Below are 14,052 nucleotides of genomic sequence, written 5' to 3' on the forward strand. Positions count from 1 at the left end.
CCCCCCAGCAGGCCCACCCCCAGCAGGCCTGGGCCGGAGCGGGCGGCTATGTCTCCCCCATCCCCGTGCGCCCCACCCACCTCGGCCATGCGCTGGCCTCCGAGTGGACGAAGATCCGCTCGCTGCGCTCGACGATCTGGACGCTGGGCGTGATGGTCGTCCTGACCGTGGGCATCGGTCTGCTGGCCAGCGTCGCGGCGGGCTCCGAACGCGAGATGGACCCGCTGCTCGGCGTCGGCTTCGTCGGCGTGCTGCTCGGCAGCCTGTGCGTGATCACCCTCGGCGTGCTGTCGATCTCGTCCGAGTACGGCACCGGCATGATCCGTACGACGCTGACCGCCTGCCCCAGCCGCGTGCGGGTGCTGACCGCGAAGGCCGTCGTCTTCTTCACCCTCGCGCTGATACTGACCACGGTCGCCACCACCCTGGTCGCGCTGCTCGACACCGGCATGCTCAACGGCCCCGCGCCGACCACCGACCAGTGGCTGCGCGCCACCCTCGGTGCCGGTCTGTACGTCGCGCTGCTCGGCCTGCTGGCGCTGGCCGTCGGTGCCCTGCTGCGGCACTCCGCGGGCGCCATCAGCACGATGATGGGTGTGGTGCTGCTGCCGATGCTGCTGGCGCTGTTCCTGCAGGGTGAGAGCGTCAAGGACATCCAGCGGACGCTGATCGAGTACTCGGTGCCGAGCGCCCTGGCGACCCTCTACGACATCCCGTTCCTCCCCACGGGTCCGACCGGCTGGACGCCGCTGTGGATCCTTGCCGGAGTGACCGCGGTGGTGTTGGGCGGCGCCTACGCAGCCGTCGCCCAGCGCGACGTCTGACGCCGCGCACCCTTCTCAACCGCTCAGTATCTGGGCGCGTTCCGGGACCGCTGGAGCCGTGCGCTCCGGCGGTCCCGTGCGTTCCAGCACGCCTTGTGCCAGTGCCGGCGGTCGTCGACATCGCCGTGCTGCTGCCAGGCGACGACATGCGGCACCCCGGGCGGGATCTCCTGGTCACAGCCGGGGCAGCGGTAGTGCTTGGCCGCGCCGCCGCCGCCCACCTGCCTCACGACCCAGGTCTCGCCGCGCCACTCCTCGGTACGTTCCAGGCCGTAACGGTCACCGCCCGTGCGGTCGACGGGCTTCGCGCCGCCGGGCAGGCGGTTTCGACGCGGGGACACAGAGCACCTCGGAGGGTCACGGGGTCACGGGATGTCACCAGCGTACGCGGCTCGGTCAGGGGTGGACTCCGCTCGGCAGGTTTCTGCGATCATCGGGAAATTTCCCGTCAGGCCGTGCCCTTGGCACGTGTCACCCGTTGTTGCCGGTGGGGGGAGTCGCGTCGGCTGCGAGGAGGCAGAGAGCGATGCGAGTTGGAGCTTTCATCCTGGCCGCTCAATTTCCCGGTCAGGGACAGGGGGAAGCACTGCACCGCGCGGTGCGCTCCGCGGAGGTCGCGGAGGAGGCCGGGCTCGACGATGTCTGGCTGGCGGAACACCACTTCGTACCGTACGGCGTCTGTCCGAGCGCGGTGACGCTGGCGGCGCTGCTGCTGGGGCGCACCCGCCGGATCGGGGTCGGGACGGCGGTGAGCGTGCTGCCGACCCAGCATCCGGTGACGCTCGGCGAGCAGGCGGCGCTGCTGCATCTCACCGCCGGCGGCCGGTTCACGCTCGGCGTCGGCCGCGGCGGCCCCTGGGTCGATCTGGAGGTGTTCGGCTCCGGGCTCGCCGCGTACGACCACGGCTTCCCGGAATCCCTCGATCTGCTGCTGCGCTGGCTGCGGGAGCCGCGGGTCGGCGCGCAGGGCGAGCGCTATGCGTTCCGGGAGGTGGAGGTGGTGCCGCGGCCGGATCAGGCGCTGACCGATCCGGACGATCCGTGTGCCGGGCCCACGGGCCCGCCGGTGGTGGTGGCCTGCACCTCCGCCGCCTCGGTGCGGACCGCCGCCGCACGCGGGCTGCCGATGCTGCTGGGCATGCACTGCGGCGACGAGGAGAAGGCGGAGATGGTCGCGTTGTGGCGGTCGGCCGCCCGGGAGGCCGGCCGGGACGGCGACGAGGTGGCCGCGGCCGCGCATGTCTCGGCGGGCGTGGTGCAGGTCGCCGACGGCCGGGAGGCGGCGCGGGAGTCGCTGACCAAGGCGATGCCCGGCTGGCTGCGGCAGGGCCTGGGCGCGCATGTGACCGTCGACGGCCGCTATCGCGCGATGCGCGATCCGCTGGCCTATACGGAGCTGCTGTGCGGGCTGCATCCCGTCGGCACACCCCAGCTGTGCGCGGACCGGCTGGCGGCGACCTCGGAGCGTACGGGCATCACCCGCTTCGCGCTGCTCGTCGAGGGCTCGGGTGACCTCGCGGCGACGGAGGAGAACGTGCGCCGACTGGGCGCGGAGGTCCTGCCGCAGCTGGGCTGACCGGCCCGGCGCGGCGCTGCCGTGCGCGGGTGACGGTGCCCGCGCGCGGTGGAGCCGCGTGCCGTGCCCGGAGTTGTTTCCCCGTCCTGGGAGAGTGCTGCCGCTGGCACACCGGCACGGTGCGTCTCACAATCCTGTGCCCAGCGGCAGCAACGGCGCTCAGCAGTCGCGGAGTTGCGGCGACTGGTTCAGCAGCTGGCCCCGTATGGAGGTGAATCGGGCCAGGCGGTCGGCCACCGCCGGGTCGAGCGGGAAGACCGCGACCCGGTGGCAGTTCTGAAAGGCGAGCCGCACACCGAAGTGCCGCTCCAGCGAACCACGGATGGCGTCACTCGCCAGTGCGCGCAGCAACTGCCCGCGCGCCTGCTCGTCCGGCGGAGGCGTCTGATTGTCGGCGAACTCTCCGCCGTCCACCTTCAGCTGGGCCACCAGAGAGCTGATCATCCCCCATGCGTAGGGCAGGGAGGTCCGGACGCAGTCGACAAATGCGGCTTCGTCGACCTCGCCTCGCTCGGCCTGTTCGAGGAGGGCCGGTGAGACGTCGAGCGACATGAGGTTCTCCTCTCGCGGCCCCGCCGGGACGGACAGGGCCTAGGGACGGGACAGGGGGTTCGCGACAGAGCGTGTTCGCCTCACGACCCCCCGCTTCAACGGTATGCCGCGCAAGGTGCCCGCACCAGGAGATTGCACATACAACCGGCCATTGGCGAGCGCCGGGGGTGCGGGGATTTCCCCCGTAAAGGCCCGGTGATCCAGGGCGAATCGCGTGCGGGGCCTCCGGTCGAGTAGCGTTTCGCCCCATGCGTCTCGTCATCGCCCGCTGCTCCGTGGACTACGCGGGCCGGCTCACCGCCCATCTCCCCTCGGCCCCTCGCCTCATCCTCGTGAAGGCCGACGGCTCCGTCTCCGTGCACGCGGACGACCGGGCCTACAAACCCCTCAATTGGATGTCGCCGCCGTGCACCCTCAAGGAGGCCGACGGGGACGTGTGGACGGTGGAGAACAAGGGCGGCGAGAAGCTCATCATCACCCTGGAGGAGGTCATGCACGACTCCTCGCACGAACTCGGCGTCGACCCGGGGCTCATCAAGGACGGGGTGGAGGCGCACCTCCAGGAGTTGCTCGCGGACCGGATCGAAACCCTCGGCGAGGGATACTCCCTGATTCGGCGTGAATACCCCACTGCCATCGGCCCGGTGGATATCTTGTGCCGGGATGCCGATCACCGGACCGTCGCCGTCGAGATCAAGCGACGTGGTGAGATCGACGGCGTCGAGCAGCTCACCCGCTATCTCGAACTCCTCAACCGTGACCCGCATCTGGCCCCGGTGAAGGGCGTCTTCGCCGCTCAGGAGATCAAGCCGCAGGCGCGGGTGCTGGCCACCGACCGCGGTATCGACTGTGTCGTCCTGGACTACGACGCGCTGCGCGGCATCGAGGACGACAAGCTCCGGCTGTTCTGACCCCGTCGGCCCGGGGGACTTCTTCGGCCATGATCCCCGGGAGCCGCCCCCGGGGACGGCGCAGCGCAACGGCCCGGTCACGTACCGGGCCGTTGCGCTGTGGTGGTGCGGGGCGTCAGCCCGTCGAGGAGCTCGCCGTACCGGCGGAGGAGGCGCTGCCGTCCGACGGTGTGCCGCCGGACGAACCGCCCCCGGTGGAGCCGCTGTCCGAGGGCGCGGCCACGGACTGTGAGGGGCTCTGCGTCGTCGGGTCGCCGGACGGGCTCTGCGAGGGCGAGGGGCTCGACGAACCGGTCGGCGTGCTGCTCGGCTCGTCCGTCGGCGGCCGGGTGGTGCGGGTCGGCCGGCCGGTGGGCGTGGTGGGGCGCCCGGTCGGTTCGGTGGGGCCGGTCGTCGGGTCCGTCGGGCCGGTGCCGGCGGGCGAACCGCTGGTGGCGGGGCCGGAAGCCGACGGGGACGGGGACGCCTGGTGGCCGGGGGTGCCCGGGGTGCCGGCCCGGGTCGTGCCGGGCTGCTGTGCCGGCGGCCGGCCGGTGCCGGTACCGGGCTGCTCCTCCGGGGTGTCGGTGGCGTTGCCGTCGTCCGTGCTCTGCTCGGTGCTGACCTTGTCGTCGTGGCGCGCGTCGCCGGACGCCATGCTGAGCGTGACGACGGTGCCGAGGACGGCGGCCAGCAGGGCGCCGGCGCCGGCGGCCACGACGTTGCGGCGGGCCATGCCGAACACCCGCTTCCCGCCTGCCGTGCGGCTCACGGTCACGGCCGGGACGGCCGTCGTGGCGGCGGCCGAGGAGGAACTGCGGGCGACGATCGTCGCCGCGGCGTCCTTGGTCCGCGGCGTCCGTGGCTTCGCGGCCGGGACCCCCGCGGCCGGTGTGGCGGCCGGGCTCTTCGCCGTGGTCGTCTTCCGGGTTGCGGCCGCGCCGGATGCCTGTGGCAGAGCGGTGGTGGCCGCCGCGGCGGCCGCGGCCCGGGAGCTGTCGGTGACCAGCGCCAGGGCGCGGCGTCCGGCCACCGCGCCATTGCGGTCGGAGAGCACACCGCGCAGCCCGATGGAGGCCTCCAGCTCGGCGCGCGCCTTGTCGAGGTTGCCGGTGCACAGCGCCAGCACGCCCAGCTCATGGTGGAAGTAGGCCTCTTCGGCGACCTCGCCGGCCAGCCGCGCGGCCTCCTGGCCGTGCCGCAGGCTGCGCTCCCAGGCGCTCCAGTGCAGCGCCGCGGCGAACGCCGGGGCGGCCGTACGGGCGAGCAGCACGGCGGCGCTGGTGTGCCCGCCCTCCCGGCTGCCGGTCAGTACGCCCATCGCGGCCAGCGCCACATCGGACTCCGCAGCGGCCCGTTCGGGGGTGACCGAGGGGTGGCCGGCCCACCAGGCGTAGTGCTGGGCGACGGTGTGGGCCCGGGCCGCGGCGCCCTCCGCGTAGCCGTCCGCGGCCAGCTGGTCCTGGACGGTGGCGGCGAGCCGGTAGTGCCCGGCGACCGGGGTGATCAGGCCGCAGGCCAGCAGTTCGCCGAGGGCGGCGTCGGCGCGGGTGTCCTCGGTGAGGGCCGGCAGATGCGCCTGGTGCGGCAGCTCGCCGCCGAGCGCGACGGCGATCCGCAGCGTCTCCCGGGCGGCTTCGCTCAGCCGGGAGGCCAGCAGCGGGGCGGGGGCGGCGGCCTCGCCGAGGGACGGCAGCGGCACCTCGGGGTGCTCGCCCGCCCCGGCGGGCGGCTCGTCGGTGTCCGCCTCCGCGGGGAAGAGGCCGTAACCGTCGTCGAGGGCCCCCGGCTCGGCGAGCATCCGGTCGCGCTGCCGCAGCAGGGCGGCCGCCTGCACGAACCGCAGCGGCAGCCCCTCGGACTCGAACCAGAGGTCGGCGGCCCAGGCCTCCTCGTCGTCGGTGAGCGGCCGGTCCACGGCGCGCTCCAGCATCCGTACGCAGCCACCGCGGCCGAGGCCGCCGAGGAAGACCTCTTCGACGTGCGAGCCGGCGCTGGGGGCCGCGACGTCGGGGGTGGCGGCGAGCAGGAAGGCGCATTCGGGGGTGGCGGCGAGCAGCTCGTCGAGCGCGGCGCCGCCGAACTCCAGGTCGTCCAGGACGACGATCCCGCCGATCCCGGCGACCATGCGCAGCATCTCGGCCCGGTCGGGGCGGTGCTGCGGGGCGCGGTGGACGGCGGCGAACAGCGCGTACAGCAGGTCGGTGACGTTGCGGTGGTAGCCGGACAGCCGGATCACCCCGTCCGGGGCGAGGTCGGCGCAGGCGTCGGCGACGGCGTCCAGCAGCCGGGTGCGACCCGAGCCGGAGGGCCCGGTGACGCGTACCGAGCGGCCGCGGGAGAGCAGCCGGACCAGGCGCTCGGTGTCCTCGGTGCGCTCTTCGAGGACGGCCTGCTGCCCGGTGGCCGCGGGCGGGCCCGGGGGCGGCGGGGGCGCCGCCGCCCGGGCGGCCGCGGCGCGTTCCTCCTGGTCGAGCCGGCCGAGGGCCGCGGGGACCTCTCCGGGCGGGCAGGGTTCTATTTCGCTGCCGTCGACGGGGTTGACGGTGACGAGGTAGGGACCCGAGACGAGCCGGACGACGCGGGCGGTCCCCCGGGAGCCGCCCTGCGGGCCGCCGAACGCGAGGGCCGGCGGCTCGGCAGGGCCGTCCTGCTCGCCGTGCTCCTCGGGTCCCCGGTGAGTGTTCGGGTCCATGCTGCAAGCTCCCAGATGCTTCGTTCCGCGCCGCCTCGCCGGGCATCCAGGAGGCCGGGCGTCGTGCCGGCTCCGCTGCGTGCCGGCCGCGCCCCTCCGGCCCCGGCAGCTCGTCCTTGGCCGTCGCGTCCGGTCCGGTTCCCGCCGCGGATGATGACATACGGGCGGGAACCGAACCTTAGACCTGAAGCGCGGACCGGCGCACCGCCGGGGGCGGCTCCTGACCGGAACTTCCGGGATTGGTCGGTGTCGCGCTGTTTACGACATTTCTCTCACTCGGCTCGGCATACTTCGACGCGCTGTGCCGTGCGTTTCTGATCGCCGGTCCCGTCCCGACTGCGCGCGGGCCGTCCGGGCGGCGTACCGCCCGTGCCTCACACCCGCGGAAGCGTTTCCGCTTCGATGCCGCCCTCGATCGCGAGGATGCGGTGCAGCCGGGTGGCGACCAGCAGGCGCTGCATCTGGGGCGGTACTCCGCGCAGCACCAGCCTGCGGTTGACCCGGCCCGCACGGCGGTGCGCGCCCATGATCACACCGAGGCCGGTGGCATCCCAGGAATCCAGCTCGGTCAGGTCCAGCACGAGATCGCCCCGACCGGAGTCGACGGCGGCGTGCAGGGCCGTTCGGGCGTCCGCCGCGCTGCGGACGTCGAGGCGGCCCCCGACGACCAGCTCGGCGTGGTCGCCCCTGATGTGCATATGCGCTCCCCGGTGTCATGGGTGGTGCCTGGACGTCTACAGGTCTGACTGCCTCTCATGCGGCGAAGTTGCCGCCTGTAAGCGAACCGATACCCGAATTCACCCCGCGGGGTGAGCCCATCGGGGCCGATGGGCCTGACGGGGCATCAGTGCTCGTAGAAGCCCTGCCCACTCTTGCGTCCGATATCGCCCGCATCGACCATCCGGCGCATGATCTCCGGCGGTGCGAACTTCTCGTCCTGGGACTCGGTGTAGATGTTGTCGGTGGCGTGCAGCAGGATGTCGATGCCCGTCAGGTCGGCGGTGGCGAGCGGTCCCATCGCGTGACCGAAGCCCAACTTGCAGGCGGTGTCGATGTCCTCGGCGCTGGCCACGCCGGATTCGTAGAGCTTGGCGGCCTCGACGACCAGTGCCGAGATCAGGCGGGTGGTGACGAAGCCGGCGACGTCGCGGTTGACGACGACGCAGGTCTTGCCGACCGACTCGGCGAACTGCCGGGCGGTGGCCAGCGTTTCGTCGCTGGTCTTGTAGCCGCGCACCAGCTCGCACAGCTGCATCATCGGCACCGGCGAGAAGAAGTGCGTGCCGACGACCCGCTCGGGGCGGGAGGTCGCCGCCGCGATCTTGGTGATCGGAATGGCGGACGTGTTGGAGGCCAGCACCGCCTCGTCCTTGACGAGCTTGTCCAGCGTCTGGAAGATCTCCCGCTTGACGTCGATCCGCTCGAAGACGGCCTCGACGACGATGTCGGCCTCGGCGGCGGCTTCCATGTCGGTCGTGGTGGTGATGCGGGCCAGCGCCGCTTCGGCGTCGGACGCCGCGAGCTTGCCCTTGGCGACGAACTTCTCGTACGAGGCCTCGATGCCACCCTTGCCCCGGGCCAGCGCCTCGTCCGTCACGTCGCGGAGGACCACGTCCCAGCCCGCCTGGGCGGAGACCTGCGCGATACCGGACCCCATGAGTCCGGCGCCGATGACGGCGAGCTTCTTTGCCACTGCTGTCCCCTCACACCCTGTGCATTTGACGGTCCTGGGTGACGTTAGCGCTCGTAAGCGATCCTTTGGAGGGTTAGAGATGCGCGTCACGCCCGCGCGTCACGCGACACCGCCCCGTAACGAGGCCCTTCGCGCCGCGGCGCCGATTCCTCCATGACGGACATCACACCGACGGGGTACGCCCCGGGCGGAACGATCCGGACAGTCCGTCGTCAGCCGGCTGTCCGTACGGCGTAGTTGAGCACCTTTTCACCCAGCAGGTCCGCCATCTCGTCGAGCAGGACCAGCGCCTCCCGGGAGGCCTCCGCGGGCTTGCGGCCGGCGAGCATCGCCTGGGCGATCCAGTGCATCAGACTCTGGTGCACCCAGTTGATCTGGCCCGCCATCAGGCCCGGCAGCGGGTCGTCGGCCGGTGCGCCGGTCTCCTCCCGGAGCGTGACCTCCAGGTTGTCGTGGACCTCCTGCTGGAGGTACCAGAGGCGGGCCTTGAGGGTGGGCGCGTCGTGCACCACGCGCATGAACCGCTCGTACCCCTCCATCAGTCCGACCCGCGGGGAGACCGCCTCGACCTCCTCGCGCAGCTCGCGCAGGACGGCAACGGCCGCGGACTCCCCCGCCGCCCGGCCCCGTACGAAGCGCGAGAGCCGGTCCGCGACCCCCTTGCTGCGGTCGAAGAAGAGGTCTTCCTTGGCCGGGAAGTAGTTGTACACGGTGTTCACGGAGACCTCCGCGGCTCCGGCGATCTCCGCGATGGTCACCGCGTCGAAGCCGCGCTCCAGGAAGAGGCCGGTGGCCACGTCGGAGATGTACTGGCGGGTCTGCCGCTTCTTCCGCTCCCTGAGTCCCTCTGCCATGCGCCCACCCTACCTTTCGCTGGGCACCATGAAATTTTGGAGGCGTTGCAATTTTTCAGTCTCTCTGTTTTTCTGTGGGCATGGCAGTCCTCAGCGCGTCCGGCCTCGCCCGGACCTTCACCACCCCGCGCGGCCCCGTAGAGGCCGTACGCGGCATCGACCTCACCGCCGAACGCGGCGAGATCCTCGGCTTCCTCGGCCCCAACGGGGCCGGCAAGACCACCACCCTGCGCATGCTCACGACCCTGCTGACGCCCACCGGCGGCACCGCGACCGTGGCCGGCTGCGACCTCGTCCGCGACCCGCTGGGCGTCCGCCGCGCCTCCGGCTACGTCGCCCAGTCCGGCGGCGTCGACCCGAACGTCTCGGTGCGCGAGGAACTGGTCACCCAGGCCCGCCTCTACCGCCTCGGCAAGGCCGAAGCCGCCTCCCGTACTGAGGAGTTGGCCGCCGACCTGGGCCTGACCGGGCTGCTCGACCGCAAGACCGCCACCCTCTCCGGCGGACAGCGGCGGCGGCTGGACCTCGCGATGGGCCTCACCCACCGGCCCCAGGTGCTGTTCCTCGACGAGCCGACCACCGGGCTCGACCCGGGCAGCCGCGCCGACCTGTGGGACCTGGTCCGCCGGATCCGGACGGAGCACGGCACCACGGTCTTCCTGACCACCCACTACCTCGACGAGGCCGACGCGCTGGCCGACCGGCTGGTGATCGTCGACCAGGGCGTGGTGGTCGCGGAGGGCACCCCGGACGCCCTCAAGCGCGCCCACGCGGGCTCGGCCGCCGCGTCCCTCCAGGACGCCTTCCTCGCCGTCACCGGGCGCAGCGCCGCCTCCGGTGACCGGACCCCCGTCGCCGTCTAGGAGCCCTCGTGTCCTCGTTTCTCTCCGACACCGCGCTGATCTTCGGGCGGTACGCCCGCCAGACGCTGCGGTCCCGGCTCCAGATGCTCTTCGGCGTGCTGATGCCGCTGCTGTATCTGCTCTTCTTCGGCCCGCTGCTGACCGATCTGCCGCTGTCCTCCACCGGCAGCTCCTGGCAGGTGCTGGTGCCCGGGCTGCTGCTCCAACTCGGCCTGTTCGGCGCCTCGTTCTGCGGTTTCGGCATCATCCTCGAAAAGCAGTACGGGGTCGTGGAACGGATGCGGGTGACGCCGGTGAGCCGGCTGGCGCTGCTGCTGGGGCGGGTGCTGCGGGATGCCGCGCTGTTCGTCTTCCAGGCGGTGCTGCTGGTGCTGGCGGCCCTGGTCATGGGGCTGCGGGCGCCGCTTCCCGGCATCCTCATCGGCTTCGCGTTCGTCGCGGTGCTGACCGTGGCGCTGGCCTCGCTGTCGTATGCACTGGCGCTGAAGGTGCACACGCCCCAGGAGTTCGGGCCGGTCATCAATTCCCTGACCATGCCCTCGATGCTGCTGTCCGGGCTGATGCTGCCGATGACGCTGGGGCCCAAGTGGCTCGACGTGCTGTCGCACTTCATGCCGTTGCGCTATCTCGTGGACGCGGTGCGGGCGGCGTTCGTCGGCTCCTACGCCTCCTCGGCCATGCTCCACGGCGTCCTGGCGGCGCTCGTCCTCGTCACGGTGTCCATGACCCTGTGCACCCGGGCCTTCCGCAGGTCCGCGGCGTAGGCTCGCCCGTATGGTGAATCTGACGCGCATCTACACCCGCACCGGCGACAAGGGCACCACCGCCCTGGGCGACATGAGCCGTACCGCCAAGACCGACTCGCGGATCGCGGCGTACGCGGACGCCAACGAGGCCAATGCGGCCATCGGCGTGGCCCTGGCGCTCGGCTCGCTCCCCGAGGACGTCAGCGCGGTGCTGCTGCGGGTGCAGAACGACCTCTTCGACGTCGGCGCGGACCTGTCGACGCCGGTGGTGGAGAACCCCGAGTTCCCGCCGCTGCGCGTCGAGCAGAGCTACATCGACAAGCTGGAGGCCGACTGCGACCGGTTCCTGGCGGAGCTGGAGAAGCTGCGCAGCTTCATCCTCCCCGGCGGTACGGCCGGTGCCGCGCTGCTGCACCAGGCGTGCACGGTCGTCCGCCGCGCCGAGCGCGCGACCTGGGCGGCCTTCGAGGAGCACGGCGACACGATGAACCCGCTGACCGCCACCTACCTCAACCGCCTCTCCGACCTCCTGTTCATCCTGGCCCGTACGGCCAACAAGGAGGTCGGGGACGTGCTGTGGGTGCCGGGCGGGGAGCGCTGACCTGCCGTCCTGCTTCCTGTCCGGCCCCGGCCGGACAGGGCGCCGGGGCCGTCCCGTGGAATGAGCCCTCAGCGCAGCGTCTTCTCCCGCGGCCCGGCCGCTTCGCCGCCGGCGGCGGCATCCCGGCCCGGGTCCTTCTTCGGCCAGAGGAGATAGGTCAGCGCGATCACGCCGTGCAGGACGACGGTGCGCAGCGTGACGGCCTGCCAGCTGCGCAGGGAGCCGGTGTCGCCGTCGCCGACGTACCAGATCGCGCACTGCAGCAGCGTGGAAGCGACGACGGCCATCAGCACCGTACGCAGCCACAACAGGCCCTCGTGCCGGGCGCGGGCCAGGCCGTAGCGGGGCGGCTTCACCGGCCGCGGGCCGCCCGCGAAGCGGTGCGCGACGTGCCCGTCGACCCACGAGATCGTGTAGTGGCCGTAGGCGACGGTGTAGCCGATGTAGACGGCGGCCAGCCCGTGTTTCCAGTCCGCCGTCGCACCGTTCTTCAGGTCGATCGCGGTGACGACCAGCAACACCAGCTCCAACAGCGGCTCCATCAGCAGCACCGCCGCTCCGGTGCGCCGCAACCCTGCCAGATAGCGCAGCGCCAGACCGGCCGCCAGCAGCACCCAGAAGCCGACCTCACAGACAATGATCAGCGTGACGACCACGGCTGACTCCTCTCCCGGCCCTTGAGCCGCACACTCCGAGCCTTCCAGCGGCCGCCGCCCGGCACGTCGTCGTACGCGACGATCCGGGACTGCATCTTTCGATGTAGCCCGCCTCCCTGACGGGTGTCCCTGACGTGGAGGTGGCCGGCCGTGGCGCCGTGTTGGATGGAGGGGTGATTGCCCGGTCCGTCGTCACCGCCGCCGGCCGGCCGCACCGCGACGATGTGCTCATCGCGGGCGGCGGGCTGCTCTGCGGGCTGCTGCTGTGGGCCCTGGGGCTGCACGGCGGGCCCCCGCTGCTGGGGCTGCCGCCCGCGCTGACCCTGCTCGCGCTCACCGCGATGTCGCTGGCGGAGCTGATCCGCCGTACGGCCCCGCCGGCGGCACTGGCCGTCGCCGTACCGGCCCTGGCGCTGGACATCTGCTCCGGCACCCTGGTCGCCACCGTCGTGATGTTCACGGACGTGGTCTACGCGTCGGTGCTCTACGGCTCGGCGGGTGCGGCCCGCCGGATCCCGCTGCACTCCGTCGTGGTGACGGTCCTGGGGGCCGCCGTACTGACCGCGCTGTGGCACAGCACGCAGGTCGTCCTGGCCGTCATCGGCCTCGCGCTGATCACCATCGCCCCGGCCTCCACAGGCCTGATGATCCGGGAACACCGCGAGGCCGCGGAGGCCGCCCGGCTGCGGGCCGAGCGGATCGCGCTGCTGGCCGAGCGGGACCGGGCGCAGGCGGTGGCCGGCGAACGGGCCCGGATGGCGCGCGAACTGCATGACATGGTCGCCAACCATCTGTCCGCCATCGCGATCCACTCCACCGCCGCCCAGTCCATCGACGACCCGTCGGCGACCCACGAGGCGCTCGGCGTGATCCGTGAGAACAGCGTGCAAGGTCTGGCCGAAATGCGCCGTCTCATCGGGCTGTTGCGGGACCCGAGGACCACCGGGGCGGACGGCGCGCCCGCCGCGACCCCCACCCTCGACGGCCTGGACGCGCTGCTCGACCAGGCCCGTACCAGCGGCGCGGGCAGCGGACTGACCTTCGTGCTGGACGACGCCCGCGGCCCGCACGGCGCCGGGGCCGCGCCGGAGCCCGCGGCCCCGGCCGAGCTGGCCGCGTACCGCATCGTCCAGGAGTCACTGACCAACGCGCTCAAGCACGCCGCCCCCGGCGAGGTACGGGTACGCCTCGCCCGGGAGCCCGACGGGGCGCTCACCGTCGCCGTCCGCAGCCCGTTCGCCGACCGGCCGCGCCCCCGGGCACCCGGCTCCGGCGCCGGTCTGATCGGGATGCGCGAGCGGACCGCCCTGCTGGGCGGAGTGTTCCGGGCCGGGCCGGCAGAGGAGCCGGACGGCAGGGTCTGGCTGGTACGGGCAGTACTGCCCGCCGAGGAGGAAGCACCATGACGACCGGCAGCGCGGCACAGCCCATCCGGGTCCTGGTCGCCGAGGACCAGTCCGCCGTCCGGGCCGGGCTCGTCCTCATCCTGCGTTCGGCCCCCGACATCGAGGTCGTCGGGGAGGCTGCGGACGGCGAGGAGGCGGTACGGCTCGCCCGCGCGCTGCGCCCCGCGCTGGTCCTCATGGACCTCCAGATGCCCCGGCTCGACGGGGTCTCCGCCACCCGGCAGATCGTCGACGGGCAGCTGGCGGACGTGCTGGTGCTGACCACCTTCGACCTGGACGAATACGTCTTCGGGGCGCTGCGGGCGGGGGCCGCGGGCTTTCTGCTCAAGGACAGCGACGCGGCCACGCTGCTGACCGCGGTGCGCACCGTGGCGTCCGGCGAGGGGCTGATCGCGCCGGCGGTGACCCGGCGGCTGCTCGCGGAGTTCGCCGGCACCCGTACGCCGGAGCGGCCGGCGCGGGACGGGGCGGCGCCCGATCCGGGGGTCCTGGACGCGCTGACGCCACGCGAGCGGGAGGTGCTGGGATGTCTGGGGCGCGGGCTGTCGAACGCCGATATCGCGCTGCGGCTGGTGATGGCGGAGGCCACCGTGAAGACGCACGTCAGCCGGCTGCTGGCGAAGCTGGAGCTGCGCAGCCGGGTACAAGCGGCCGTGCTGGCACAGGAGTTGGGGGTGGAGGGGCCGGAGGGGGCGG

15 protein-coding genes are annotated in these 14,052 nt (G+C 72.6%); 8 read left to right on the forward strand and 7 right to left on the reverse strand.

The window, feature by feature from the left end; genetic code table 11:
• On the forward strand, nucleotides 1–824 hold an 824-nt coding region (locus tag EST54_RS30180), incomplete at its 5' end, for an ABC transporter permease (RefSeq protein ID WP_244942645.1).
• 23 nt (nucleotides 825–847) lie between these two features.
• Here EST54_RS30180 and EST54_RS30185 read toward each other — a convergent pair.
• Nucleotides 848–1,165: an ATP/GTP-binding protein gene (locus EST54_RS30185; protein WP_129250885.1), complete on the reverse strand. Its 318-nt coding sequence runs from the start codon at nucleotides 1,163–1,165 to the stop codon at nucleotides 848–850.
• A gap of 185 nt (nucleotides 1,166–1,350) precedes the next feature.
• On the opposite strand from EST54_RS30185, the gene EST54_RS30190 reads away from it, so the two are divergent.
• On the forward strand, nucleotides 1,351–2,400 hold the full coding sequence (locus tag EST54_RS30190; RefSeq protein ID WP_129250886.1) for an LLM class flavin-dependent oxidoreductase: 1,050 nt from the start codon (nucleotides 1,351–1,353) through the stop codon (nucleotides 2,398–2,400).
• 159 nt (nucleotides 2,401–2,559) lie between these two features.
• Here EST54_RS30190 and EST54_RS30195 read toward each other — a convergent pair whose 3' ends face one another.
• Nucleotides 2,560–2,952: an SCO5389 family protein gene (locus EST54_RS30195; RefSeq protein ID WP_129250887.1), complete on the reverse strand. Its 393-nt coding sequence runs from the start codon at nucleotides 2,950–2,952 to the stop codon at nucleotides 2,560–2,562.
• 248 nt (nucleotides 2,953–3,200) lie between these two features.
• Between EST54_RS30195 and nucS the strand changes: the two genes are divergently transcribed.
• Nucleotides 3,201–3,863, forward strand: a complete 663-nt coding sequence (nucS, locus tag EST54_RS30200) for an endonuclease NucS (RefSeq protein ID WP_006603075.1) — start codon at nucleotides 3,201–3,203, stop codon at nucleotides 3,861–3,863.
• Between the two features lie 115 nt (nucleotides 3,864–3,978).
• Here the strand turns inward: nucS and EST54_RS30205 are convergent, their stop codons facing one another.
• From EST54_RS30205 to EST54_RS30220, 4 genes are all read right to left on the reverse strand, one after another.
• Nucleotides 3,979–6,537, reverse strand: coding sequence for an ATP-binding protein (locus tag EST54_RS30205; RefSeq protein ID WP_129250888.1), 2,559 nt, complete (start codon nucleotides 6,535–6,537; stop codon nucleotides 3,979–3,981).
• A gap of 374 nt (nucleotides 6,538–6,911) precedes the next feature.
• On the reverse strand, nucleotides 6,912–7,235 hold the full coding sequence (locus EST54_RS30210; protein ID WP_006603077.1) for an STAS domain-containing protein: 324 nt from the start codon (nucleotides 7,233–7,235) through the stop codon (nucleotides 6,912–6,914).
• A 146-nt stretch (nucleotides 7,236–7,381) separates the two neighbouring features.
• A complete protein-coding gene (locus tag EST54_RS30215; protein ID WP_006603078.1) occupies nucleotides 7,382–8,230 on the reverse strand; it encodes a 3-hydroxyacyl-CoA dehydrogenase family protein in 849 nt (282 codons plus the stop codon).
• A gap of 212 nt (nucleotides 8,231–8,442) precedes the next feature.
• On the reverse strand, nucleotides 8,443–9,084 hold the full coding sequence (locus tag EST54_RS30220) for a TetR/AcrR family transcriptional regulator (protein WP_129250889.1): 642 nt from the start codon (nucleotides 9,082–9,084) through the stop codon (nucleotides 8,443–8,445).
• 80 nt (nucleotides 9,085–9,164) lie between these two features.
• Here EST54_RS30220 and EST54_RS30225 point away from each other — a divergent pair, with 80 nt between their 5' ends.
• The 3 genes from EST54_RS30225 to EST54_RS30235 are packed head-to-tail and all read left to right on the forward strand — an operon-like array spanning nucleotide 9,165 to nucleotide 11,294.
• The gene (locus tag EST54_RS30225; RefSeq protein WP_129250890.1) at nucleotides 9,165–9,947 is read left to right on the forward strand and encodes an ABC transporter ATP-binding protein; all 783 of its coding nucleotides are present in this window, start codon (nucleotides 9,165–9,167) and stop codon (nucleotides 9,945–9,947) included.
• A gap of 8 nt (nucleotides 9,948–9,955) precedes the next feature.
• Complete coding sequence (locus EST54_RS30230) at nucleotides 9,956–10,711, forward strand: ABC transporter permease (RefSeq protein ID WP_129250891.1); 756 nt, start codon at nucleotides 9,956–9,958, stop codon at nucleotides 10,709–10,711.
• Nucleotides 10,712–10,721: 10 nt separating this feature from the next.
• Nucleotides 10,722–11,294: a cob(I)yrinic acid a,c-diamide adenosyltransferase gene (locus EST54_RS30235; protein ID WP_129250892.1), complete on the forward strand. Its 573-nt coding sequence runs from the start codon at nucleotides 10,722–10,724 to the stop codon at nucleotides 11,292–11,294.
• A gap of 68 nt (nucleotides 11,295–11,362) precedes the next feature.
• On the opposite strand, the gene EST54_RS30240 is transcribed toward EST54_RS30235, so the two are convergent.
• The gene (locus EST54_RS30240) at nucleotides 11,363–11,950 is read right to left on the reverse strand and encodes a hypothetical protein (RefSeq protein WP_129250893.1); all 588 of its coding nucleotides are present in this window, start codon (nucleotides 11,948–11,950) and stop codon (nucleotides 11,363–11,365) included.
• Between the two features lie 173 nt (nucleotides 11,951–12,123).
• Between EST54_RS30240 and EST54_RS30245 the strand changes: the two genes are divergently transcribed.
• Nucleotides 12,124–13,356: a sensor histidine kinase gene (locus EST54_RS30245; RefSeq protein ID WP_129250894.1), complete on the forward strand. Its 1,233-nt coding sequence runs from the start codon at nucleotides 12,124–12,126 to the stop codon at nucleotides 13,354–13,356.
• A partial coding sequence (locus EST54_RS30250; RefSeq protein WP_135796907.1) for a response regulator occupies nucleotides 13,353–14,052 on the forward strand: 700 nt, incomplete at its 3' end. The genes EST54_RS30245 and EST54_RS30250, both read left to right, overlap by 4 nt.

This window comes from Streptomyces sioyaensis (assembly GCF_004122735.1).
In the GTDB taxonomy this organism is placed as follows: domain Bacteria; phylum Actinomycetota; class Actinomycetes; order Streptomycetales; family Streptomycetaceae; genus Streptomyces; species Streptomyces sioyaensis.

Excerpts from the sequence above, each read along its gene's own strand:
- EST54_RS30235 (WP_129250892.1), top strand. The coding sequence starts at position 10,722 with ATGGTGAATCTGACGCGCATCTACACCCGCACCGGCGACAAGGGCACC.
- EST54_RS30195 (WP_129250887.1), bottom strand. The coding sequence starts at position 2,952 with ATGTCGCTCGACGTCTCACCGGCCCTCCTCGAACAGGCCGAGCGAGGC.
- EST54_RS30190 (WP_129250886.1), top strand. The coding sequence starts at position 1,351 with ATGCGAGTTGGAGCTTTCATCCTGGCCGCTCAATTTCCCGGTCAGGGA.
- EST54_RS30220 (WP_129250889.1), bottom strand. The coding sequence starts at position 9,084 with ATGGCAGAGGGACTCAGGGAGCGGAAGAAGCGGCAGACCCGCCAGTAC.
- EST54_RS30205 (WP_129250888.1), bottom strand. The coding sequence starts at position 6,537 with ATGGACCCGAACACTCACCGGGGACCCGAGGAGCACGGCGAGCAGGAC.
- nucS (WP_006603075.1), top strand. The coding sequence starts at position 3,201 with ATGCGTCTCGTCATCGCCCGCTGCTCCGTGGACTACGCGGGCCGGCTC.
- EST54_RS30210 (WP_006603077.1), bottom strand. The coding sequence starts at position 7,235 with ATGCACATCAGGGGCGACCACGCCGAGCTGGTCGTCGGGGGCCGCCTC.
- EST54_RS30225 (WP_129250890.1), top strand. The coding sequence starts at position 9,165 with ATGGCAGTCCTCAGCGCGTCCGGCCTCGCCCGGACCTTCACCACCCCG.